Origin of the sequence: Kocuria sabuli, from assembly GCF_040981185.1 — a bacterium.
GTDB lineage: Bacteria > Actinomycetota > Actinomycetes > Actinomycetales > Micrococcaceae > Kocuria > Kocuria sabuli.
Genome location: NZ_JAVHZE010000002.1, coordinates 369,328 through 392,228 on the forward strand (window position 1 = coordinate 369,328; position 22,901 = coordinate 392,228).

At 74.4% G+C, this 22,901-nt stretch carries 23 protein-coding genes; 10 read left to right on the forward strand and 13 right to left on the reverse strand.

Annotated features, from left to right (window positions below; translation table 11 throughout):
• Window positions 1–22: 22 nt before the first annotated feature.
• On the reverse strand, window positions 23–928 hold the full coding sequence (gene rsmI, locus RE027_RS03780; RefSeq protein ID WP_368806905.1) for a 16S rRNA (cytidine(1402)-2'-O)-methyltransferase: 906 nt from the start codon (window positions 926–928) through the stop codon (window positions 23–25).
• Window positions 929–1,002: 74 nt separating this feature from the next.
• Between rsmI and RE027_RS03785 the strand changes: the two genes are divergently transcribed.
• Entirely contained in the window at window positions 1,003–2,655 is a 1,653-nt protein-coding gene (locus tag RE027_RS03785) for a dolichyl-phosphate-mannose--protein mannosyltransferase (RefSeq protein ID WP_368806906.1), read from the forward strand.
• A 12-nt stretch (window positions 2,656–2,667) separates the two neighbouring features.
• Here RE027_RS03785 and RE027_RS03790 read toward each other — a convergent pair whose 3' ends face one another.
• From RE027_RS03790 to RE027_RS03810, 5 genes are all read right to left on the reverse strand, one after another.
• Window positions 2,668–3,699: a TIGR01906 family membrane protein gene (locus tag RE027_RS03790; protein WP_368806907.1), complete on the reverse strand. Its 1,032-nt coding sequence runs from the start codon at window positions 3,697–3,699 to the stop codon at window positions 2,668–2,670.
• 98 nt (window positions 3,700–3,797) lie between these two features.
• The gene (locus tag RE027_RS03795; RefSeq protein WP_368806908.1) at window positions 3,798–5,072 is read right to left on the reverse strand and encodes a L,D-transpeptidase; all 1,275 of its coding nucleotides are present in this window, start codon (window positions 5,070–5,072) and stop codon (window positions 3,798–3,800) included.
• A gap of 184 nt (window positions 5,073–5,256) precedes the next feature.
• Window positions 5,257–5,580, reverse strand: coding sequence for a hypothetical protein (locus RE027_RS03800; protein WP_368806909.1), 324 nt, complete (start codon window positions 5,578–5,580; stop codon window positions 5,257–5,259).
• A gap of 145 nt (window positions 5,581–5,725) precedes the next feature.
• On the reverse strand, window positions 5,726–6,220 hold the full coding sequence (locus RE027_RS03805) for a DUF3499 family protein (protein WP_368806910.1): 495 nt from the start codon (window positions 6,218–6,220) through the stop codon (window positions 5,726–5,728).
• A 14-nt stretch (window positions 6,221–6,234) separates the two neighbouring features.
• Window positions 6,235–6,765 (reverse strand): WhiB family transcriptional regulator, encoded by a 531-nt coding sequence (locus tag RE027_RS03810; protein ID WP_368806911.1) that lies wholly within the window; start codon window positions 6,763–6,765, stop codon window positions 6,235–6,237.
• 312 nt (window positions 6,766–7,077) lie between these two features.
• Between RE027_RS03810 and RE027_RS03815 the strand changes: the two genes are divergently transcribed.
• Complete coding sequence (locus RE027_RS03815) at window positions 7,078–7,866, forward strand: TIGR03089 family protein (RefSeq protein WP_368806912.1); 789 nt, start codon at window positions 7,078–7,080, stop codon at window positions 7,864–7,866.
• A 91-nt stretch (window positions 7,867–7,957) separates the two neighbouring features.
• Here RE027_RS03815 and RE027_RS03820 read toward each other — a convergent pair whose 3' ends face one another.
• On the reverse strand, window positions 7,958–8,599 hold the full coding sequence (locus RE027_RS03820) for a GtrA family protein (protein WP_368806913.1): 642 nt from the start codon (window positions 8,597–8,599) through the stop codon (window positions 7,958–7,960).
• Between the two features lie 313 nt (window positions 8,600–8,912).
• Between RE027_RS03820 and RE027_RS03825 the strand changes: the two genes are divergently transcribed.
• From RE027_RS03825 to RE027_RS03840, 4 genes are all read left to right on the forward strand, one after another.
• Complete coding sequence (locus RE027_RS03825; RefSeq protein ID WP_368806949.1) at window positions 8,913–10,028, forward strand: 5-(carboxyamino)imidazole ribonucleotide synthase; 1,116 nt, start codon at window positions 8,913–8,915, stop codon at window positions 10,026–10,028.
• 137 nt (window positions 10,029–10,165) lie between these two features.
• Window positions 10,166–10,651 (forward strand): 5-(carboxyamino)imidazole ribonucleotide mutase, encoded by a 486-nt coding sequence (gene purE, locus RE027_RS03830; protein WP_368806950.1) that lies wholly within the window; start codon window positions 10,166–10,168, stop codon window positions 10,649–10,651.
• A 47-nt stretch (window positions 10,652–10,698) separates the two neighbouring features.
• Entirely contained in the window at window positions 10,699–12,315 is a 1,617-nt protein-coding gene (locus RE027_RS03835) for an LCP family protein (RefSeq protein ID WP_368806914.1), read from the forward strand.
• Between the two features lie 65 nt (window positions 12,316–12,380).
• Window positions 12,381–13,394 carry a lipid II:glycine glycyltransferase FemX gene (locus tag RE027_RS03840; protein WP_368806915.1) on the forward strand — a complete coding sequence of 338 codons (1,014 nt, stop codon included), beginning with the start codon at window positions 12,381–12,383 and terminating at the stop codon, window positions 13,392–13,394.
• A 147-nt stretch (window positions 13,395–13,541) separates the two neighbouring features.
• Here RE027_RS03840 and RE027_RS03845 read toward each other — a convergent pair whose 3' ends face one another.
• Window positions 13,542–14,723, reverse strand: a complete 1,182-nt coding sequence (locus RE027_RS03845; protein ID WP_368806916.1) for a hypothetical protein — start codon at window positions 14,721–14,723, stop codon at window positions 13,542–13,544.
• A 201-nt stretch (window positions 14,724–14,924) separates the two neighbouring features.
• On the reverse strand, window positions 14,925–15,899 hold the full coding sequence (gene glpX / locus RE027_RS03850) for a class II fructose-bisphosphatase (RefSeq protein ID WP_368806951.1): 975 nt from the start codon (window positions 15,897–15,899) through the stop codon (window positions 14,925–14,927).
• A gap of 206 nt (window positions 15,900–16,105) precedes the next feature.
• Here glpX and RE027_RS03855 point away from each other — a divergent pair, with 206 nt between their 5' ends.
• From RE027_RS03855 to RE027_RS03865, 3 genes are all read left to right on the forward strand, one after another.
• Window positions 16,106–16,804 (forward strand): DUF4245 domain-containing protein, encoded by a 699-nt coding sequence (locus RE027_RS03855; RefSeq protein WP_368806917.1) that lies wholly within the window; start codon window positions 16,106–16,108, stop codon window positions 16,802–16,804.
• Entirely contained in the window at window positions 16,801–17,451 is a 651-nt protein-coding gene (locus RE027_RS03860) for a carbonic anhydrase (RefSeq protein WP_368806918.1), read from the forward strand. The genes RE027_RS03855 and RE027_RS03860 overlap by 4 nt, the downstream gene beginning before the upstream one ends.
• Before the next feature lie 62 nt (window positions 17,452–17,513).
• Window positions 17,514–18,947: a class II fumarate hydratase gene (locus tag RE027_RS03865; protein ID WP_368806919.1), complete on the forward strand. Its 1,434-nt coding sequence runs from the start codon at window positions 17,514–17,516 to the stop codon at window positions 18,945–18,947.
• A gap of 142 nt (window positions 18,948–19,089) precedes the next feature.
• Here the strand turns inward: RE027_RS03865 and RE027_RS03870 are convergent, their stop codons facing one another.
• The 3 genes from RE027_RS03870 to RE027_RS03880 all read right to left on the reverse strand — a co-directional run bounded on the left by RE027_RS03870 (window position 19,090) and on the right by RE027_RS03880 (window position 20,514).
• A complete protein-coding gene (locus tag RE027_RS03870; RefSeq protein WP_368806920.1) occupies window positions 19,090–19,335 on the reverse strand; it encodes an acyl carrier protein in 246 nt (81 codons plus the stop codon).
• A 114-nt stretch (window positions 19,336–19,449) separates the two neighbouring features.
• Window positions 19,450–19,920: an NUDIX hydrolase gene (locus tag RE027_RS03875; RefSeq protein WP_368806921.1), complete on the reverse strand. Its 471-nt coding sequence runs from the start codon at window positions 19,918–19,920 to the stop codon at window positions 19,450–19,452.
• Between the two features lie 69 nt (window positions 19,921–19,989).
• Window positions 19,990–20,514: a prepilin peptidase gene (locus tag RE027_RS03880; RefSeq protein WP_438612411.1), complete on the reverse strand. Its 525-nt coding sequence runs from the start codon at window positions 20,512–20,514 to the stop codon at window positions 19,990–19,992.
• A gap of 67 nt (window positions 20,515–20,581) precedes the next feature.
• Here RE027_RS03880 and RE027_RS03885 point away from each other — a divergent pair, with 67 nt between their 5' ends.
• Entirely contained in the window at window positions 20,582–21,337 is a 756-nt protein-coding gene (locus RE027_RS03885; RefSeq protein ID WP_368806923.1) for a hypothetical protein, read from the forward strand.
• A 109-nt stretch (window positions 21,338–21,446) separates the two neighbouring features.
• Here the strand turns inward: RE027_RS03885 and phoH2 are convergent, their stop codons facing one another.
• Window positions 21,447–22,826: an RNA 5'-3' helicase PhoH2 gene (gene phoH2 / locus RE027_RS03890; RefSeq protein WP_368806924.1), complete on the reverse strand. Its 1,380-nt coding sequence runs from the start codon at window positions 22,824–22,826 to the stop codon at window positions 21,447–21,449.
• Between the last annotated feature and the right edge of the window lie 75 nt (window positions 22,827–22,901).

Below are 22,901 nucleotides of genomic sequence, written 5' to 3' on the forward strand. Positions count from 1 at the left end.
CCGGCCCCGCCGGTGGGGTGGCTCAGCCCTTGCGGGCGGCCAGCACGGTCTCGTACAGCTCGCGCTTGCCCACACCGGTGCGCTCGGCGACCTGCCCGGCGGCGTCCTTGAGCCGGGCGCCCCCGGCCACGAGGCCCTCGACCTCGGCCACGAGGTCCTCGGGACGGGCCGCCTCGGGGGCGGGGGCACCGGCGACGACGACGGCGATCTCCCCGCGCACCTGGCCCTCGGCGCACCAGTCGAGGAGCTCGGCGAGGGAGCCGCGCACGACCTCCTCGTGCAGCTTGGTCAGCTCCCGGGCGACGACCGCCCGGCGCCCGGGCCCGAAGGCCTCCCGCAGCGCGGTGAGCATGACCTCGAGCCGGTGCGGGGCCTCGTAGAACACCATGGTGCGGCGCTCGTGGTCGAGCTCGGCCAGACGGGCGGCCCGCTCGGAGGACTTGCGCGGCAGGAAGCCCTCGAACGTGAACCGGTCGGTGGGCAGCCCGGACACGGCGAGCGCCATGAGGACCGCGGAGGGCCCGGGCACCGCGGTGACGGTCAGGCCCTCCGCCGCGGCGGCCTCGGCCAGCCGGTAGCCGGGGTCGGAGACGGTGGGCATCCCGGCGTCGGACAGGACCAGCACGGTGGCGCCCGTGCGCACGGCGTCGAGCAGCTCGGCGACCCGCCCGGCCTCGTTGTGCTCGTGGTGGGTCAGCACCCGCCCGCGCGTGGTGACGCCGAGGCCGGCGGTGAGCCGGCGCAGCCGCCGGGTGTCCTCGACGGCGAGCACGTCGGCGGTCTCCAAGGCCTCCCGCAGCCGGGGCGGGGCGTCCCCCAGGTTGCCGATCGGGGTGCCCGCCAGGACCACCCGCCCGGAACCCGCGGGACCGCCGGAGGGGTCGGCGGGAGCGGCGGTCGGGGCGTCGTCGTGGGGTTCGATGTGCACGGGTCCACTCTACGGCCCGGTCCCCGGGGCACTCCTCCGGGACGTCCCGGACCGCCGCAGGCCCGTCCCCTACGATGACTTCCGTGAGTTCCTCGGTGCGCGCCCCAGACCTCGCCCCGGTGACGCGGCCGGCGGCGCCGGTGACCACGCTGCGCCGGTCCCTGGCCCCGGCCGCCCTGCGGGAGCGGCTGCTGCCGGCTCCCGCGGTGACGGCCCGCCTCGCCTGGCTGGCGCCGCTGCTCGTGGTCCTGCTCGGCGGGCTGCTGCGCTTCCACCGGCTCTCCCACCCGGACGCGGTCGTCTTCGACGAGACGTACTACGTGAAGGACTCCTACTCGTTGCTGCTGCACGGCTACGAGCGGCAGTGGCCGGAGGGCGCGGACGAGCTGTTCGTGGCGGGCACCCCGCCCGAGGCCCTGGACAGCCCGTCCTACGTGGTGCACCCGCCGGCCGGCAAGTGGCTCATCGCGTGGGGGATGTGGCTGGTCGGCGTCGAGGACCCCGTCGGCTGGCGCTTCTCGGCGGCACTGTTCGGCACCCTGTCGATCGCGCTGGTGTGCGCCGCCGGGTGGCTGCTCTTCCGCTCCGTGACGGTGGCGACGCTGGCGGGGCTGTTCACCGCCGTGGACGGGCTGCACCTGGTGCAGTCGCGGCTCGCGATGCTGGACGTGTTCCTGATGTTCTTCGTCCTGCTCGCGTTCGTGCTGCTCCTGCTGGACCGGCAGGACGCGCGGCGCCGCCTGGTCGCCCGCCTGGGGGTGCCCCCGGGCGAGGCCGTCCCGGAGGCGGAGCTGCTGCGCCGCCTCGCGTGGGGGCCGTGGCTGGGGGTGCGCTGGTGGCGGATCGCCGCGGGCGCGGCCTGCGGCCTGGCGGTCGGCGTGAAGTGGAGCGCCCTGTTCCTCGTCGCGGGCCTCGGCCTGCTCACGGTGCTCTGGGACCTCAACGCCCGCCGCGTGGCCGGGATCCGGCACTGGTTCCCGGCCGGGGTGCTCAAGGACGGGGCGCCCGCGTTCCTCGCGGTGGTCGGGACGGGGCTGGTGGTCTACCTGCTCACGTGGTCGGGCTGGTTCGCCTCGGCCGGCGGCTACGACCGCCGGTGGGCGCAGGAGCACCCGGGCGAGGGCGTGCTGTGGCTGCCCGCCCCGCTGCGCTCGCTGTGGGCCTACCACTCCTCCGCCTACGGCTTCCACAGCGGACTGGGCACCGAGCACTCCTACGAGGCGCTGCCGTGGCTGTGGCTGACCCTGGGCCGGCCCACCTCCTACTTCTACGAGGCCCCCGAGCCGGGCACGGCCGGGTGTGCGGTGGAGCACTGCTCCCAGGCCATCCTCAACATCGGCAACCCGCTGCTGTGGTGGACGGGGATCGCGGCCGTGCTCGTGGCCGCGTGGCTGTGGGCGGTGCGCCGGGACTGGCGCTCCGGGGCGCTGCTCGGCGTGTTCGCGGCCGGGTACCTGCCCTGGTTCCTCTACCCCGAGCGCACCATGTACTACTTCTACGCGCTGCCCGTGCAGCCCGCCCTGATGCTGATGCTGGCCGGGATGCTCGGGCTGGTGCTGGGCCGGCCGGAGGACTCCGTGCGCCGGCGGCGGGCGGGCCTGGCCGTGGTGGGCGTGTTCACGGCCGCGGTGCTGCTGCTGAGCGCCCACTTCGCGCCCGTCTGGTACGCCGAGACGGTCGGCTACGGGCAGTGGCGGGAGCGGATGTGGTTCACCGCGTGGATCTGAGCCGCGGCCCGGTCACCGCCCGGCCAGCCGCTGCTTGAGCTCCTGCCGCCGCCGCACCCGGTCGAGGGCCCGGTGCCGGCGGAAGGCGGTGGGCCAGGTCGCGGCCATGACCGCGAGGGCGCCCAGGAGGGTGAGCGCGCCCACGGCGATCGCGGCGTCCATCCAGAACTGGGTGGGATAGAGCCGGATGAGGGTGTCGGAGGCCCGGAAGGTCCAGCTGCCCTCCGCGAAGAACAGGGAGTGGAACAGGGCGAAGAACTGCTGCCAGCCCAGCACCGCCGCGACGGCCAGCAGGACCAGCAGGACCACGGTCAGCCACGACCCGAAGAACAGGGCGCCCGAGGCCGCCCCCGGGGCCTTCGCCCGCAGGTACAGGGCCGAGACGATCCCCAGGACGGCGAGGACGGCGACCGCCGCGAGGGCGCTCTGCAGCACCACCTTCACGTCGGTCATGTGCGCCACCTCGGAGGCCAGGAACAGCCGGCCGCCGTCCGGGCCCGCGAGCCCGCCGAGGAACTCGGCCGGTGCCCAGTTGAGCACGTAGTCCAGGCCGTAGGAGCCGAAGACCATCCGCTCGTCCGTGGAGAAGCCGTAGACGTCCGCCGGGAAGCCGGGGCGGTGGTACTCCGCCCACAGGAACAGGGGCGTGGCCACGGCGCGCACGGCCGCCGCCAGGAGCGCGAGCGGGAGCAGGACGGTGAGGAGGACCTGCTGCAGGCGCGGGAACCGGGGCTCGTCCGCGAGCGCGTCCCGGCGCAGGGCGGCCCGGCGGCGGGCCTCCGCGTCCGTCTCGTCGTCCCCCGCGGCATCGGCGGCGCCGACGGCACGCGAGCCGCCCGGGGCGCGCCGGGGTGCGTCGTCGCGGGCGGGTCCGTCGTCACGGCCGCGCTCCGGGTCGGTGCCCGGCTCCCGGTCCGGAGCGGGCTCCGCGGGAGCCACGGCGGGCAGCAGGCCCGTCCACACCGGCTCCTCGCTCCGTGCGGCGTCCGCCGCGGTGGAGCCGGCCTGCTGCCAGGGGGCCTTGTCGTTGCTGGTGGGGGGCACGGGCGGTCCTTCGGTCGGCGGAGGTCGGGGGCCCGGCGCGGGCGGGACCGCGCCGGTCGGTCCCGATCCTACCCACCGGGGACCTCAGGCGCGGCGGCTCACCAGTTGCCCCTCCACGACTCGTCCGCGTAGTGCTCCAGCGGGATGTTCCAGTCGCCGTAGCCGTCGTCGGGATCGGCCTGCGGGTACCCGGTGCCGACGACCTCCACGACGTCCCCGGGGCGGAAGACGTCGTGGATGAACTTCGCGCCCTCGGGGGACATGCCCACGCACCCGTGCGAGACGTTGGCCTCGCCGAGGACGGGCATCGCCGAGGGCAGCGCCTGGTGGACGAACTCGCCGCTGGCCGTGAGCCGGGAGACGTTCGAGGCCCAGAAGGTCTCGTACCAGTGCGCGTCCCCGGGCTGCAGGTCCAGGGAGTCGGCCTTGAACAGGTACGTGGGGGCCTGCTCCATGATCACCTTCCGGCCCGTGGTGGAGGGCCAGTCCGGGTTCCCGAGGGTGACGGGGAACCTGCCCGCGACCTCGCCGTCCACGTAGGCCGTCAGCGTCTTCGTCGCATTGTCCACGCGGGCGTAGTGCTCGGCGCCGATCGAGAAGCTGCGGTGCAGGTCGTGGTTGCCGACCATCCCGTTGCCGATGTCCAGGCCCAGGAGGTCGAGGGACACGCTCACCTCCGAGTGCGGCGCCCACGTCTCGGCGGGGCGGTAGCGCAGCACCGTGTCGGAGTACCAGCGGAAGGCACCCGCCCGGTCGCCGCCGCCCTGGACGGTGATCGCCCGCTCGACCTCGTCCTTGTGCAGGACGGGCTCCGAGAAGGAGAGCTGCAGGATCTGCCCGGTGCCGTAGACCCCGTCCTCGGCCACGTTGATCCGGGCATCGACCTCGTGAGCCGCCGACACGGTGCTGAAGGTGCTCGTCCCCGCGCTCGTGCTGCCGCCGGCCGTGGCGCCCCAGTGCAGCGCGTACGCGGTGTCGAAGGCCAGGACCCCGGTGCTGGTCCACGTGCGCCCGTCGGCGGAGCGCTCCCCGGGAACGGGCTCTCCCCCGGCCGCGGGGACCAGGACGACCTCGCCCAGCTCACCGTGGTCGGCGCGCACCACGACCGGGTCCACGGGGTTGTGCTCGACGGCGGCGTCCACGGGCGTGACCGAGACCTCGGCGGGCGCCGCGGCCGGGAGCTCCGTGCCGGTCGGGGCTGCCGTCGCCGAGGACCCGGCGGTGGGGGAGGCCGCGGACGGCTCCCCCGCGGAATTCCCGGCGGCCTGCGCGCACCCGGTGGCGAGCAGGACGGTCACAGCACCCAGCGCGATGAGGCGGCGGGCCGGCAGGCCGCAGGGGACCGGGCCGGGACGGGAGGAAAGGGGCATCATCGTGCGGGCACCTCGGACGTGGATCTGGGGGGCGGGAACCGCTCCGGGACGGACACCACGATAGGCGCACCGGCCCCCGCTCGGCCGGGTCGGACGGCCGGAAAGTGCGAATGTTAACGACTTCGTGACCCCGTCCGGCCCCGGGCGGCCCGCGTCCGGGCACGGACGGTGTCCCGACCGTGGCTCAGCGGACCGGACGCAGGCAGGCGATCCCGTTGCTGATCGGATAGACCGGGTGCACGCCGTCCCGGAACGGACGGTCGCTCATCAGGCGGTCCGCGTCCACGGGGATCAGCGTCCCGCCGGTCAGCGGGCAGCGCAGGATCGCGGCCAGCCCGGGATCCAGCACGCTCGCCGTCGGGGGTCCCGGCTCGGGGTCGGCGCCGGGGGGCGCCCAGGGGGCCGGACGGGGACCGGCCGCGGGCTCCGGGTGGTGCGCGGACCGGCTCCCGTGCGGGATCTCGGCCGGGACGGCGTGCGTCGGCTGCGTCGTTGCAGGGACAGTCATGGGGTCTCCTGGTGCTCCGGGGGGAAGAGCCTCCGTGCCGGACAGGCACGGTCTGCCGCCCATCCTAGGCTCGGAGGAGCACCGCGCCGGGGACCTCGGCCGGGCGCCGCGCCGCGCCGGGGGAAGCCGCCGGGAGCACCGGCGCTCAGACCTCGGGCAGGGCCGCGTCGCCCCGTCCCGCGGTCCGGCGCAGGTGCGCCCGCCGCAGGGACTCGGGCATGGGGACGTCGTGCCAGACCGGATCCGGGACCCGGCGCGCCTCGGGCTCCGGGGGCCCTTCCCGCGGCGCCTCCCGCGGTGCGGTGGTCCGGGGCAGGGAGACGTCGCGCAGCACCGCGCGGGGGCGGTCCCGGACGGGCGCGGGGGGCTCCGGCCCGCTGACCGCCTCGGCCACGGCACCGATGTCCTCGCGGCGCGCCCGCGTCTCCGGCAGCTCCAGCCGGACCACTCGCCAGCCGCGCGGCACGGTGAGCCGGTCCGCGTGCACCGCGCACAGGTCGTAGGCGTGCGGCTCTGCGTGCCCGGCGAGCGGACCGACGACGGCGGTCGAGTCCGAGTACACGTAGGTGAGGGTCGTGACCGCGTCCCGCGTGCAGGTCTGGCGGGAGCAGCGGCGGGTGGCACTGCCGGAGGAGCTCATCGGACGAAACTACCTCAGCGTGCGAGGCGGCGCAGGCGGCGGCGCTCGCGCTCCGAGAGCCCGCCCCAGATGCCGAACTTCTCGTCCTTGCTCATGGCGTAGTCCAGGCACGCGGCCTGGACGGGGCAGGCGTCGCAGACGCGCTTGGCGTCACGGGTGGAACCGCCCTTCTCGGGGAAGAAGGCCTCCGGGTCGGTCTGGGCGCACAGGGCGTCGGTCTGCCACGAGAGCTCCCCCTCGTCCTCCTCCACGGCGTACAGCCCGGCGACGGCGCCCCAGTCCGGGCTCTCGTCGGCGGCGGGGACCTCGAGGAGGTCGACGGCCGGGCCGGTCGATCCGTCCGAGAAGTTCTGCACGGCCTCGTGGGCGGCGAGGTAGGCGGTGGCCCGGTCCTCCAGGCTGCCTCCGGTACGGCGGACGTGGCGCTCGGCGGCCCGAGGGTCGGCCGGGTCCACGAACCAGTCCTCCGGCACCGAGCGCACGCTCCGCCGCAGGGCACCGAGGGGGGTGGAATCGACGAGCTGCTGGCGTGCGGCCTCTCCCATGAATTTCCTTCCATCCGACACGTTGGCTCCGGACTGGCATACTGCGGGGGGTGCCGGTCCGTTGCATCCCGGAGAACGTATCTTTGGTGATCGCCTGCCGGACTCTCTAATTACACTGGTGTAACTCCTGCGGCGTCAACCCTTGCCGGAAGGCCACCCTTGGAACCATAGCCGTCTTGAATTCCTTTGGGAGTAGACGTTTTTCCACGTCACATCCGGTTTCGTGCGCAAGGCGGTGCGGCGGGAAGAATACGCGCCGGCGCATATGCTCCCAGCCCGGATCCCGCACCCCAGCACCTACCAGGAGGACCCATGGACACCCCGTTCCCCACCTCTGTCCCCCGTCTGATGGACAGACTGCGGCCCAGCGCCCACCCTGCCCTCATCTGGTACGGGCAGGACGGCGAGCGCGTGGAGCTCTCCGGCCGCGTCCTGGACAACTGGGCCGCCAAGACCGCGAACCTGTGGGTGGACGAGCTGGACCTGCAGGCCGGCGACGTCGTCGCACTGGGCGACGAGGTGCACTGGCGCAGCCTCGCCGTGGCCCTGGGGACGTGGACGATGGGCGCCGCACTGCGTCCGGTCGCCCCGTCCGGGGACGGTGCGCTCCCCGGCGACCGGGCGGTGGCGGGTCTCGTGGACGCCCGGGGCGAGCTGCCCCCACTGCTCGGCCGGGCGCCGTCCGGGGCGCGGGCGGTCGTGCTGGACCGGCCGGCGCTCTCCCTGGGGTACCGGGGCGAGCTGCCCGGCGGGGACGCCCTGGACTACTGCGCGGAGGTCCGCGCCCACGCCGACGTGTACCTGGGACTCGAGGAGCCGGACCCGGACGGTCCTGCCCTGTGGTCGCCGGGCGCGGACGGGTCCGTCGGCCACGGGCGGCTGCTCCCGGACGCCGCCGAGCTCGTGTCCGGGCGGGAGCAGGTGTGGGGCGGCGCCGCGGCGGTGCACGTGCCGGGCCGGCGGATGGACGCCGAGCACCTGCTGCGCGTCCTCGGCGTGCTGGCGGGCGGCCGGGCCGTGGTGGTCACCGACCGCGCGGCGGACGCCTCCGACGGGTCGTGGCCGTCCGTGCTGGCGGCCGAGAACGCCGTGACGTTCTGACCGGTCCGGGGTCCCCGGACCGCACCGGCGCACGGGACCCCGGACCGGCCGATGTGCCCGGTCGGCAGCCCCGGAGCTCCGGGCGGGCCGCTCAGCGCTCCGCCCGGGCCCCCGGGTCCTCGTGGCCGTCCGCCCGGGAGCTGCCGGCACTGCTCGGCGCGCTCGGGCCGCGCGTCGCGCCGGGGCCGTCCGTGGCGCCGGAGTGCTCCCGCCCGGTCTCCCCGGCCGGGGGGCGGCCCGTGATCAGCGCGATCTCGAGGGCCGCGGTGTCGGCGAAGTTGGGGTCCTCGTCGAGCTCCTCGGCGAACACCCAGAAGCGGTAGGCGAAGTAGCGGAAGACCGTGCCGAGGATGGTCCCGATGATGGTCCCGGAGACGAACGAGGCGTAGGCGCTGGTGAACCCGAGCACGTAGTAGCTGAAGCCGAGGCAGCCCAGCTCGATGGCCATCCCGATGCCGTTGGCCACGAGGAACTGGATCAGCTCACGGCGCTTGTCCGCCTGGCGCTTGTGCCGGAAGGTCCACAGCCGGTTGGCCACCCATGCGAAGACGATGGCCACGGCCGTCGCCACGAACTTGGCCTTGAGGTGGCCGTCCTCGAACACCGTGTGCATCAGCACCCAGGTGAGCGACGCGTTGATGAGGAAGGCGAGCGCGCCCACGACACCGAACTTCATCAGTTCCTTGACGAACAGGTGCCACAGGGCATCGAAACGGTCGACGAGACGGTTCACGCGGCTTCAGGTCTCCCAGGTGGTGGTCGGTGGGCGCCGGCGGGCGCAGCGGTCGACGAGCACGGGAGGACACCCGCGGCGGACCTCGGGTCATCGTACCCCGGCCCTCCCGGGCGTTCCCGGGCGGGCGCCCGGGAACGGGCCGGATGAGGCGCCCGATGACGCGCCGGGCGGATCCGCCCCGCAGCGCCGCCCGCAGGAGCACGCGCACCCGGCGCCGGGGCATCCCCGCGGGCCGGGATACCCTGGACCGGTGAGAGCTTCTGGAACCGCCCCTGTCGTCGGCGTCGTCGGAGGCGGGCAGCTCGCCCGCATGATGGCGCCCTCCGCCACCGCCCTGGGAATCGAGCTGCGCGTGCTCGCCGAGGGCCCCGACGTCTCGGCGGTCGCCGCCGTGCCCACCGCCCCGGTGGGCGACTACACCGATCTGGAGGTGCTGCGCCGGTTCGCGGCGGACGTCGACGTCCTGACGTTCGACCACGAGCACGTGCCCACCGAGCACCTGCACGCCCTGCTCGCCGAGGGCGTCGCCGTGCGCCCCGGGCCCGACGCCCTCGTGCACGCCCAGGACAAGCTGCGGATGCGCGCGGCTGTGGAGCGCCTCGGCCTGGCCAACCCCCGGTGGGCCGCCGTCGGCGACGCCGACGAGCTCGTGGCCTTCGGCGAGCAGGTCGGCTGGCCCGTGGTGCTCAAGACCCCGCGCGGCGGCTACGACGGCAAGGGCGTCATGGTGCTGCGCACGGCCCGGGAGGCCCGCGGCGACGAGCCGGCGCAGTGGTTCTCCCGCACGGCCGGGCCGCTGCTGGCCGAGGAGAAGGTGCCGTTCTCCCGGGAGCTGTCCGCGCTCGTGGCCCGCACCCCGTCCGGCGAGGTCCGGGCGTGGCCGGTGGTGGAGTCCATCCAGGTGTCCGGCGTGTGCGACGAGGTGCTCGCGCCCGCCCCGGAGCTGCTCCCGGAGGTCTCGGCGGCCGCGGCCGCCGCCGCCCGCACCCTGGCCACCGAGCTGGGGGTGACCGGCGTGATGGCCGTCGAGCTCTTCGAGACCCCCGGCCGCGGCGCCGGGTTCCTGGTCAACGAGCTGGCCATGCGCCCGCACAACTCCGGGCACTGGACCATGGACGGGTCCGTGACCAGCCAGTTCGAGCAGCACCTGCGCGCCGTGCTGGACCTGCCGCTCGGGGAGACCGGGCTGATCGGCGGGTCGACGGTGATGAAGAACTACCTGGGCGGTGCCAATCAGGACCTCTTCGGCGCCTACCGGGACGCGATGGCGGCCGAGCCCCGGGCCAAGATCCACAACTACGGCAAGGCCGTGCGGCCCGGGCGCAAGATCGGCCACGTCAACATCACCGGCACGGCCGGCGAGATCCCGGAGCTGCGCCGCAGGGCGTCCCGCGCCGCGGCCGTCCTGCGCGACGGCCGCGCCTGACCCGCGCGCCTCCCACGGCCCGTCCAGCCGGGACGGTTACCGTAGCCCCTGACCGGAGCGCGGTCCCGCCCCATCACCACCCGAGCAGCCCAGGAGTACCAGTGAACGAGAAGCAGCAGCCTGTCGTGGGCGTCGTGATGGGGTCGGACTCCGACTGGCCCGTGATGGAGGCCGCGGCCACCGCGCTCGAGGAGTTCGGCATTCCCTACGAGGCCGACGTCGTCTCCGCCCACCGGATGCCCACCGAGATGATCGACTACGGCCGCCGCGCCCACGACCGGGGCCTGCGCGTGATCATCGCCGGGGCCGGGGGCGCGGCCCACCTGCCGGGGATGCTCGCCTCCGTGACGCCCCTGCCCGTGATCGGCGTCCCCGTCCCCCTGAAGACCCTCGACGGCATGGACTCGCTGCTGTCGATCGTGCAGATGCCGGCCGGCGTCCCCGTGGCCACCGTCTCCATCGGCGGGGCCCGCAACGCCGGGCTGCTCGCGGCGCGGATCCTGGCGGCGGGCACGGACGAGCGCGCGGCCGCCCTGCGCGAGCAGCTGGTGCGCTTCGCCTCCGAGCTGCGGCAGAGCGCCCAGGACAAGGGCGCGGCTCTGCGCTCCCGCCTCGGCGCCTGAGTCCGCCCCGTCCTTCCCCGCCCGACCTTCCCCCGCCGGAGCTGCCCGTGAACGGCCACACCCCCCGCGCCGATCAGGACCCCCGACCGCCGCGCGACCCGTCCGCCGACGACCTCGGGCCCGGCGCGCTGCCCGAGGACGCGGTCACGGCCGTGCGGCGGACCGACGACGACGCGGCGGCCCCGCCCCGGCTCACGGACCCGCTGCGCCACCCCCAGCACGCCGGGGAGGGCACCCGGGCGCGGCGGGCCTGGACGCTGCTGCTGTCGACGCTCGTGGTGCCCGGCAGCGCCCAGCTCGTCGCGGGCCGGCGGGCCACGGGGCGCACCGCCCTGAAGGTGGACGTGGTGGTCTGGGTCGCCGCCGCCCTGGCGCTCGTGAGCCTCCTGCTGTGGCGGACGCCCGTGGTCTGGTTCCTCACGAACTCCTTCACGTCCCTGCTGCTCATAGCGGGGCTGGTGGGCCTGGCCCTGGGCTGGGCGTTCCTCTTCTTCGACACGCTGCGCCTGATCCGGCCCGGGCTGCTCGCGCAGCGCACGCGCCGGGCGGTGGCCGCGGCGACCGTCGCGCTCATGCTCGTCACCTCGGGCGGACTGGCCTACTCCGCCTACCTGCTGTCCGTGGCCCGCGGGGCGGTCTCCGACGTCTTCGCCGGCGGGCTCCCCTTCCGTCCCGCGGACGGCCGGTACAACATCCTGCTCATGGGCGGGGACTCGGGGGAGGACCGCACCGGGCGCCGGCCCGACTCCATGTCGGTGCTCAGCGTGGACGCGGACTCCGGGCGCACCGTGACGATCTCGCTGCCCCGCAACCTGCAGAACGTGCCCTTCCCCGAGGACTCCCCGCTCGCCGAGGTGTACCCCGAGGGCTACAACTGCGGGGACGAGTGCATCCTCAACTCCCTGTACACCGATGTCGTCGACAACCACGCGGAGCTCTACCCGGACGCCGAGGACCCCGGGGCGCAGGCCATCAAGGACGCCGCCGAGGGGATCCTCGGCATCGAGGTCCAGGCCTACGCGATGATCGAGATGAGCGGCTTCGAGCAGCTCGTCGACGCCCTGGGCGGGATCACCGTCGACGTCGGCGGGCGCGTCCCGATCGGCGGCGGCACCGACCTCACCACGGGCCTGCCGAACGAGATCTTCGGCTACATCGAACCGGGCGTCCAGCACCTCGACGGCTTCCACGCGCTGTGGTACGCCCGGTCCCGCGAGGGCGCCACGGACTACGACCGCCAGGCCCGCCAGCGCTGCGTGCAGGCCGCGATGCTCCAGCAGCTGAACCCGGTCAACGTCATGACCCGGTTCCAGGACCTCGCCGAGTCCGGCACCCAGGTCGTCGAGACCGACATCCCGCAGAGCCAGATCGGCTCCTTCGTGGACCTCGCGATCGACGCCAAGGAGCACGAGCTGGTGCAGTTCGCCGCCGGCCCGCCGTACTACGACGCGATGTTCCCCACCTACCCCGACTACGAGCAGCTGCACCAGGACGTCGACCGGGTGCTCGAGGAGGCCACCGACCGCGGGGCCCGCGAGGCGGAGGCCCTCCCCCGCGGCGCCGCCGTCGGCCCGGGCGTCGCCATGACCGTCCCGGTCCCGGCCGCGCGACCCCTGGTCACCGCGCAGGAGCTCACGCCCAACGGCACCTGCTCCGTGCCCTGACCGGGGGCCTCCGGCCGGTCCCGGGACCGGCCGGAGGCCCCCGGACGCACCGGTACAGTGGGGGCGTGTCGAACATACTTCAGTCGAATGCATGGGCCGACTTCCAGCGGAACCTGGGCCACCAGGTGTTCCAGGCCTCCGGGGACGGGTGGCGCTACCTCGCGGTCCTCGAGGGCGGCCGGCTCGGCCGCTACCTGTACTGCCCGTACGGTCCCGTGGCCCGGACCCCGCAGGCCTTCGAGCAGGCGCTCGAGCACCTCGCGCGCACCGCGCAGGACGAGCGGTGCTGGTTCGTCCGGGTCGAGCCCGTCGACGCCGCCGTCACCGACGGGCTGGAGACCCCCGAGGCGTCGCTGCGCCGGCGCGGCCTGCGCCCGGCGCCGCGCCAGGTCCAGCCGGGGCACACCCAGGTGATCGACCTGACCCAGGACGAGGACGCGATCCTCAAGGACATGAAGTCCACCAACCGCAACCTGCACCGCAACATCGCCAAGAAGGGCGTGACGTTCACCACGTCCACCGACCCCGGGGACGTCGACGTCCTGCTGGGCTTCCTGGACGCCACGGCCGAGCGCAAGGACTTCAACCGCCAGCAGGACGCCTACCTGCGCGAGGCGGCGCGCACGCTCATGCCCCTGGGCGCGGCGGCCCTGTACGTGGCGCGGCTGGACGGGGAGCCCATCGGCGCCTCGCTCGTCTACGACTCGGACGACACCCGCACCTACGCCCACGCCGCGATGGACTTCGAGCACCGCCGGCTCTCCGCGGGCATCCCCCTGGTGGTGCGGATGGTGCTGGACGCCCGGCAGAAGGGCCTGCGCCGCTTCGACCTCTTCGGCACCGCGCCCGAGGACGCCGGCCCGGAGCACGAGTGGCACGGCTTCACGAAGTTCAAGAAGTCCTTCGGCGGCCGCCCCGAGGCCTACCCGGGGACCTGGGACCTGCCCGTGAGCCGCAGCCGGTACGCGGCCTACACCGGCCTGCGCGCCGCGCGGGAGACCGCGGCCTCGGCACGCAAGGAGCTCCCGGGCCTGCCGGAGCGGGTCCGCGCGGTCGTCTCCCGCCGCCGGGAGGCCTGACCGGGTCGGCCCGGACGTCCGCCGGCTCGCTCACCTGCCCGGCCGCCGGGCGGGGGCCGGCCGCACCGGCCGGGACCCGCGGCCCGGGCGGGACGCGTGAGCGCGCCACAGGGCCCGTCAGCGTCCCGCCGTGCCCGGCAGGGCCCGTCAGCGTCCCGCCGCGTCGCGCAGGGCGGAGAGCCCCTCCCCGACCACGCGCCGGGTGAGCTCCCGGGTCCGCCGGACCCGCGACCGGCCGGTGGTCCCCGCGCCGTCGCCGTCGGCGGCCGCCGCGTCGGGCTCCCCGGCCTCGGGCGGCCAGGACCTCGCCGGCGCGGGCTCGTCCAGGCCCAGTTCGGCGGCGACCGCCGTGCCGGTGCGCGCGGCCGCGGCGTCGGCCTCGTCCGCCGAGAACTCCCCCGCCGGGCTGCGCCCCAGGGACCTCTCCCACACCCCCAGCACCGGCCGTTCCGTGCCGGCCAGCTCCCGGACGACCTGGGGGACGTCCGCCTCGTCGGGGTCCCCGCCGTCGAGGCGCTGGACGCGGCGCTTCTGCAGCTCCACGATCCCGGTCAGCAGCAGGGCGTCGTCCATGCCCAGGTCACGGCCCCGGCGGGTGAAGCCCAGCCGGTAGATCGTGGCGAGCCCGCGGGTGTGCACGAACCACAGGTAGCCCAGCGCGGTCTCGGCGCCGTCGTCGCCGGACTCCGTGGCGACGAGCAGCAGGGAGTCGTCGCCCAGGTCCTCGAGCAGCTGGCTGATGAGCCGGGTGCGCAGTCCGATGTTCGACAGCGCCCGGCCCTGCGCGGTGGCCTCGCGCACGGCCACGCCCGGGGTGCGCAGCGCGGCGCGGGACCGCTCGAGGGTCGCCTCGGAGAGCCGGCAGGAGAGGTCCCGCTCGGTCTCCCCCAGCTGCACCTCGAGCCGGCGCGGCTCGTCCGCGCCGGCGCCCGCGGCCGAACGCGCGAAGCCGGCGGCGCCCAGCGCCTCGGCCGTGCCCGGGGTGCGCAACGTGTCGGGCTGGAAGCGCAGCAGGGCCGCCCCGTGCTCCTCCCGCGCCCAGACGGCGAGGGCCTCGGCGACCACCGGCAGGTCCTGGGACCGGTGGACGTGGGCGTGGACCGTCCCGGCGACCACGCGCTCGGCCTCGGAGCGCAGGTAGAGCTGGGCGTAGCCCACGGTCCGGTGCTCGGCGTCGTGGACCATGACCCGGTCCACCCGCAGACCGGGGCCCTCGGCGGAGACCTGCGCCTGGCCGATGCCCCACAGCTGCTGGGGGTGACCGCCGGTCACCCGGACGGTGGCGTCCCAGGTCTTGCGGTTGGGGCACGGGCTGACCGTGGTGCTCACGATGGAGTCCTCCTCATCACCCGGGCGCTCCGCCCCGGTGGGGGGACCGCGGTCGGCGCCCGCAGTTCGGCACCAGTCTAGGTCCGACGGGGGCCGCGGGAGCGGCCGGACACGGCCCGACCGGGACGACGAGGACCCCCCGTTCCGGTGGGCCGGTCCGAGGGGTCCTGCGTCGTGGCCGCGGGGGCCGGTCGCACCGGGTCAGCGGGCGTACTTCTCCCACTTGGAGGCGAGGTGCTCCGCCTCCACCATGCGCACGGTCCCGGAGCGGGAGCGCATCACGATGGACTGGGTGGTGATCCGGGGGCCGCGGTAGCGCACGCCCCGCAGCAGGTCGCCGTCGGTGATGCCGGTGGCGGAGAAGAAGCAGTTGTCGGAGGTCACGAGGTCGTCCGTGGAGAGCACCGCGTCGACGTCGAGCCCCGCGTCGACGGCCTTCTGGCGCTCGTCGTCGTCGACCGGCGCGAGCCGGCCCTGGATGATCCCGCCCGTGGCCTTGACGGCGCACGCGGTGACGATGCCCTCGGGGGTGCCGCCGATGCCCATCATGACGTCCACGCCGGTGCCCTCGCGGCACGCCGCGATCGCGCCGGCCACGTCCCCGTCGAGGATCATCCGGGTGCGGGCGCCGGTGGCCCGGACCTCGTCCACGAGCTTCTGGTGGCGCGGGCGGTCGAGCACGCACACGGTGAGCTGGTTGATGTTGATGCCCTTGGCCTTGGCCACGAGGTGCAGGTTCTGCTTGACCGGCAGGCGCAGGTCCACGAAGTCCGCGGCCTCGGGGCCCACCACGAGCTTGTCCATGTAGAACACGGCGGAGGGGTCGAACATCGAGCCGCCGTCGGCCACCGCGATGACGGCCAGGGCGTTGTTCATGCCGAGGGCGGTGAGGCGGGTGCCGTCGATGGGGTCCACCGCGACGTCGGAGGCCGGCCCCGACCCGTCGCCCACCTGCTCGCCGTTGAACAGCATGGGGGCCTCGTCCTTCTCGCCCTCGCCGATGACCACGGTGCCGTTGAAGTGCACGGTGGAGAGCAGGGTCCGCATCGCGTCGACCGCGGCCCCGTCGGCGGCGTTCTTGTCGCCGGCGCCGACCCACTGGCCCCCGGCGATCGCCGCGGCCTCGGTCGTGCGCACCAGCTCCATGGCCAGGTTGCGGTCGGCCACGTTGTTCATGCGCGCCTTGGTCGTTCCGGTGGATTCTTCGGCCACGATGTTCCTCACCTTCGAGTTTCCGGTCTGCGGGCCTCCGGGCCGAGGATCGGCCGAGGCGCGGTCCGCGTCCCGCCCAGCATATCGCCCGGCCGTCCCGTGGCTGCGAGGCGGCTCACACAAACTCCCCGCGGTGCGCCCGGACGGTGCGGACAGGGCACAATGGACGCGTGAGTTCCTCGACCCCCGACCGTTCCGCCGAGCCGCCCGTGGACGCGCGCGCCGACGCCGCGCCCGGGACCGCGCCCGAGGCGCAGCCCCTGCCGCAGATCACGGAGAAGCAGGCGCGGCGGCTCAACGCGCCCGTGCAGGGGATGATCATCTCGATGGCCGTCCTGCTCCTGCTGGTCCTGCCGTTCGTGTGGCTCCAGCCGCGCCCGGACGCCCAGCCCTACCGGCCCGACGTCGACGTGGCCCAGGAGGCGTCCTTCGTCGCCGACGACGCGCCCTTCACGCCGGTCGTGCCGGAGCCCGGCGAGGGCTGGACCGCCAACTACGCCCGCTGGAACGCCGGCGCCGCGGAGGGCGTGCCCTTCTGGGAGATCGGCTACGCCACCCCGCAGGGCAGCTTCATCGGCCTCGTGCAGACGTCGCTGTCCAACCCCACGTGGCTGGCCCAGCAGACCGAGGCCCTGCCCGTCTCCGCGGCCGTCGAGGCCGGGGGCGTGCAGTGGGACGTCGGCGTCCGCGAGGAGTCCCGGAACCAGGACGCCCTGACCGTGTACACCGGGGAGGTCAACGGCTCCACCGTGGTGCTCAAGGGCGACGCGCCCGGCGCCGAGCTGGACCACCTCGCCACCGCCGTGACCTCGGCCCTCGCCGAGGCCCCCGCCCCCGAGCCCGATCCCGCACCGAAGGAGCTGCCATGACCGCTGAGACCCTCCCCCAGGACTCCTCGCCCCGCACCCCCGCCGCCGCGTGGCAGCGCCTGCGCGACGGCAACGCCCGCTTCGTGGCCGGGGAGTCCGAGCACCCCAACCAGGACGCCTCCCGCCGGCAGTCCGTGGCGGCGGGGCAGGACCCCTTCGCCGTGATCTTCGGCTGCTCGGACTCCCGGCTGGCGGCCGAGATCATCTTCGACCTCGGCCTCGGGGACGCGTTCGTGGTGCGCACCGCCGGGCAGGTCATCGACGACGCCGTCCTGGGCTCCATCGAGTACGCCGTGGCCAACCTCGGCACCCCCCTGGTCATGGTGCTGGGCCACGACTCGTGCGGCGCGGTCAGCGCCACGCACGGGACCGCGCAGTCCGGGGACATGCCCCGCGGCTTCCAGCGGGACCTCATCGAGCGGATCCTGCCCTCCGTCCTCGAGGCCCGGCGCAGCGGCGGCACGGACGTCAACTCGGCCGTGGTCGAGCACACGAAGCAGACGGCGTCCCGGCTGCTCGAGCAGTCCCGGATCATCAACGAGGCCGTCTCGCGCGGCGAGGTCGCCGTCATCGGCGTCTTCTACCACCTCGAGGACGGACAGGCCGAGCTCGTGCACGGCCACGGGACCTGGCTGCCCTCGCGCTGAGCACGCCCGTCGCGGCGGGTCACCGTGCCGGACGTCACCGCCGGCTGACCTAGACTGACGCCATGGCAAACACCACGGCAGACAGCACGGCAGAGACCACCGAGTACCGCATCGAGCACGACACCATGGGCGAGGTGCGGGTGCCCGCGCACGCCCTCTACCGCGCCCAGACACAGCGCGCCGTCGGGAACTTCCCGATCTCCGGCAAGGCCCTGGAGCCCCAGCACATCGTCGCGCTGGCGCAGATCAAGAAGGCCGCGGCCAAGGCCAACGCGGAGCTGGGGGTGCTCGACGGCGAGCGCGCCCGGGCCATCGCCGAGGCCGCGGACCAGGTCGCCACGGGCCGGTACGACGAGCACTTCCCGATCGACGTGTTCCAGACCGGCTCCGGGACCTCCTCGAACATGAACACCAACGAGGTCCTGGCGACCCTCGCCAACCAGGTCCTCGAGGGCCAGGACGTCGAGGTGCACCCCAACGACCACGTCAACGCGTCCCAGTCCTCCAACGACGTCTTCCCGACCTCCGTGCACGTCGCCGTCACGGGCGCCCTGGTCAACGACCTGGTCCCCGCCATGACGCAGCTGGCGGAGTCCCTGGAGCGGAAGGCGGCCGAGTTCCGGGACGTCGTGAAGTCCGGGCGCACCCACCTCATGGACGCCACCCCGGTGACCCTCGGCCAGGAGTTCGGCGGCTACGCCGCGCAGGTGCGCTACGGCATCGAGCGCGTCGAGGCCGCGCTGCCCCGCGTGGCCGAGGTGCCGCTGGGCGGGACCGCCGTGGGCACCGGCATCAACACCCCGGAGGGCTTCTCCGCCCGCGTGATCGAGCTGCTCGCCGAGGAGACCGGCCTGCCGATCACCGAGGCGCGCAACCACTTCGAGGCCCAGGCCAACCGCGACGGCCTGGTCGAGGCGTCCGGCCAGCTGCGCACCATCGCCTACAGCTACATGAAGATCAACAACGACCTGCGCTGGATGGGCTCCGGGCCCAACACCGGCCTGGGCGAGATCCTCATCCCCGACCTGCAGCCGGGCTCCTCGATCATGCCGGGCAAGGTCAACCCGGTGATCTGCGAGTCCACGATCCAGGTCTGCGCCCAGGTGATCGGCAACGACACCACGGTGTCCCTGTCCTCGACCAACGGGGCCTTCGAGCTCAACGTGGGCATCCCGGTGATGGCCTCCAACCTGCTGGAGTCGATCCGCCTGCTCGCCAACTCCTCCCGGGTGATGGCGGAGAAGATGATCGACGGCATCGAGGCCAACGTGGAGCGCTGCCGCTTCCTCGCCGAGGCGTCCCCGTCCATCGTGACCCCGCTGAACAAGGCCATCGGCTACGAGGCCGCCGCGAAGATCGCCAAGCACGCCGTGGCGAACAAGATGACGGTGCGCGAGGCCACGATCGCCCTGGGCTACGTGGAGAACGGCTCGCTCACGGAGGAGCAGCTGGACCGGGCACTGGACGTCACCACCATGACGGGCCCCAACGCCTGACCCGCGGCTCTCCGCGGGCCGCCCCGCACGAGCTGCCCGCGCACGACGAGGGGCCGGGTCCGTCCGGGAAGGAAGTTCCCCGACGGACGCGGCCCCTCGCGTCGTGCGGTGGCCGCTCGTGCCCCCGGACCGGTGCTCCGGGTCAGGAGGTCACGGCGGGGCCGGACTCGTCGGACTTGGAGAGCTCCTTGATGAACTCGTGGCACTGCTTGGCGCGTGCGGAGTCCTCGGACATCACCTTCTCGAAGAAGTCGGCGATGTCGTCGCGGCCGGCGTTGCGGGCGTCCCGCACGTACTGGCCGTAGTCGTGACCTGCCTTGAGCGCGTGGTACTGCACGGACACCAGGTCGTAGGTGACGTCGTCGAAACCGGTTTCACCTGTAGCCATGTTGTTCCTCCTTGCTCGTGGTGCTCGTCGGATGGACGCTTCCGAGTCTAGGAACATGTGACGCCGCCTACAAGTAAGTACGCTGTGTTCTTACGAGCGTTCTCGGCGGCGGGCTCAGACCACGAAACGGGCGCGCCCGTCGTGGGCGAGGGCCGCCTCGAGCCGGGCGCGCTGGTGCACCGGCAGCGGCGGGGTCCCGGCGGGGTCGTACCAGCCGACCTCGAGGGACTCGTCGTCGTTGACGCGGGCCTCCCCTGAGACCCACCGGCAGCGGAAGGTGTGGTCGAGGAACTGGCACCGGTCCCCGTTGGGGTACTGCACCGGCTCGCCCGCCTTGATCGCCACGAGGTCCTCCACGACGGCGACGACGCCGGTCTCCTCCAGGCACTCCCGCACCGCCGTGACCGCGGGCTCCTCGCCGGGCTCCACGATCCCGCTCACCAGCCCCCAGTTGCCGTTGTCGCTGCGCCGGGCCAGCAGCACCCGGCCGTCCTCGCGCAGCACCACGGCGGTGACGGCGGGCAGCCAGAGCAGGTCGTGGCCGATCTTCTCCCGCAGGGAGAGGACGAACTCGGGGACGGGCATGCGCGCTCCTTGTCCGGCGGTGGGCGGCCCGGGACCGGACCCCCGCCCATTCTGGCAGGACCGGCGGGCTCAGAGCAGCAGGAGCACCCCGAGGGCCCCGGTGATCATCGCCGGGCCGAAGGCCACGCGGGAGCGGGCGCCGACCCGCCCCGCGACCAGGAGCAGGGCCCCGGCGAGACCGCCCACCACGAACCCGGCCACCGCCCCGAGCACCGCGTGCCAGACCGAGGCGAAGCCCAGGCACATGCCGAGCAGCCCGGAGAGCCGCACGTCCCCCATCCCCATGCCCGCGGGATGGAGCAGGCGGAGCAGGACGTAGAGCCCGCCCATCACCGCCAGCCCCCACAGCATCCACAGCAGCCGGGCGGGCTCACCGGCCACGAGCGCGGCGGCCCCCAGCAGCGCGCCGCACACGGGATAGAGCGGGCGCACCACGCGGCCGGGCAGCAGGTGCTCCCGCACGTCCGTGCGCCACAGCCACGCGCAGGCCCCCGCCAGCACGAGGACCCCCGCCGCGGCGAGCACGGCGGCGGCCCACCCGGCGGCGTCGCCGCGGGCGAACTGGTCGGTCAGGAAGGCGCGCACACGGGGCATCGTAGCCGCCGGGACCGCCGGCGGTCCCGGGCCTGTGGACCCGCACCCCCGTCCCTAGACTGGGTCCATGCACAGCCTCCCCGCCCCCGCGCCCACCGACCCGGAGGAATTCGCCGCGCTGTGCCGCTCCTCGCCGTGGCGCTGGGACACCCTGCGCTTCGTCCTGTCCTGGCTCGACCCCGGGACCGCCGCCCCCCGCGAGCCCGTGCGGGCGTGGGTGCGCCGTCCGTCCGAGCTACGGGTGGAGACCCTCGACCGCGTCCCGCTCTACACGGCCACCTCCCTGGAGCGCTCGCGCGACGACTTCTACGTCGCCTCGACCCCGTCCTCGTGGCTGCTCGCCCCGTCCCTCGTGGCACCGGTGTTCACCGACTCCGGGCTGGTGGAGCGCCGGCCCGAGGCCGCCTACGGGGACCCCGTCTTCGGGGGCGGGCGGTGGCAGGCCATCCTCGACCCGGTCGAGCTGGCCGGGGACGCCCCCGTGCCGCCCTATCTGCCGGAACGGCGCCCGTGCACGGTCGAGGACGTCGCCGTCGGCACCCACCACGGGCGCCGCGCGCGCGGCGCGGTGGTCGTGCCGGGCTCCGCCTACGCGCCCACGACGCCGGGCCACCCCTTGGCCCCGGCGCGCACCCGGGTGCTCCTCGACGAGCGGACCGGGGTCTGCGTGCGCTCGGAGGTGCTCGAGGGACCGTCCGCGGGCACCGGTCACGACCTGCGGATCGAGGCCGTCGACGAGTACTTCATCGACGACCTCTTCAGCTCCGTGCGCCTGGATCTCACCGACGTGAGCAAGCACCTGCCCTGGCCGGTCGGCCCCTGATCCTGCCCCGGCCGAGCGCCGCGTCCGTGGCGGACGCGGCCCTCGGTCCGAAGCCTCGGTCCGGGGCCTCGCCCCGGCGCCCGGGGCGAGGCCCCGGGACGGGCGGGGCTCAGCCGTCCAGGTCGCCCAGCACCTCGGTCACCAGGGCGGCGATCGGCGAGCGCTCCGAGCGGGTGAGGGTCACGTGGCCGAACAGCGGGTGACCCTTGAGCGCCTCGACCACGGCGGTGACCCCGTCGTGGCGGCCCACCCGCAGGTTGTCGCGCTGGGCGACGTCGTGGGTCATGATCACCTTGGAGTTCTGGCCGATGCGGGAGAGCACGGTCAGCAGCACGTTCTTCTCGAGGGACTGGGCCTCGTCGACGATCACGAAGGCGTCGTGCAGGGAGCGGCCGCGGATGTGGGTCAGGGGCAGCACCTCGAGCATCCCGCGGTCGAGCACCTCCTCGACGACCTCCGGCGAGACGAGCGCGCCGAGGGTGTCGAAGACGGCCTGGCCCCACGGGTTCATCTTCTCCTCCTCGGAGCCGGGCAGGTAGCCCAGCTCCTGCCCGCCCACCGCGTAGAGCGGCCGGAAGACCATGACCTTGCGGTGCTCGCGGCGCTCCATGACCGTCTCCAGGCCCGCGCACAGGGCCAGGGCGGACTTGCCGGTGCCGGCGCGGCCGCCGAGGGACACGATGCCCACCTCGGGGTCGAGCAGCAGGTCGATCGCCAGCCGCTGCTCGGCGGAGCGCCCGTTGACGCCGAAGACGTCCCGGTCCCCGCGCACCACGCGTGCCGCTCCGTCCGCGCGGACCCGGGCCAGGGCGCTGCCGCGCGTCGAGTGCAGCGTCAGGCCCGTGTTGACCGGCAGGCCGTCGGTGCCCGGGACCATGACCGACTCGCCGTCGTAGAGGCGGTCCACGACGTCGTCGGGCACGTCGACGGACGCGGTGCCCGACCACTCGATGTCCGAGCCGACCCACTCCGCCCGGTACTCCTCCGCCTCCAGGCCCAGCGCCGAGGCCTTCACGCGCATCGGCAGGTCCTTGGAGACGATGCACACGTCCCGGCCCTCGTTCGCGAGGCTCAGCGCCACCGCGAGGATCCGGGAGTCGTTGTCCTTGAGCCGGAAGCTCACGGGCAGGACGGTGTCCGAGACGTGGTTGAGCTCCACCACGAGGCTTCCGCCCTCGTCCCCGATCGGGACGGGGCGGTTGAGCCCGTTGTGCTCCACGCGCAGGTCGTCGAGCAGCCGCAGGGCCTGCCGGGCGAAGTAGCCCAGTTCCGGGTCGTGCCGCTTGCCCTCGAGCTCGGTGATCACGACGACGGGCAGCACCACCTCGTGCTCGGCGAAGCGCAGGAGCGCCCGTGGATCGGAGAGCAGGACCGAGGTGTCGATCACGTAGGAGCGCACACCGGTCCGCCGGTCCGCGGCCGCGGCGCTGCCGGCGGCCAGGGGGGCGGAGATGTCGACGATGCGCTCCTGGTTCTTGGAGATGCTCATGGCGGCCCTTCCTGCTCTGTCCGGCGGGCGGCGTCCTCGCCGCCCGCCTGAGGACAACGTACGCAGACCGGACCC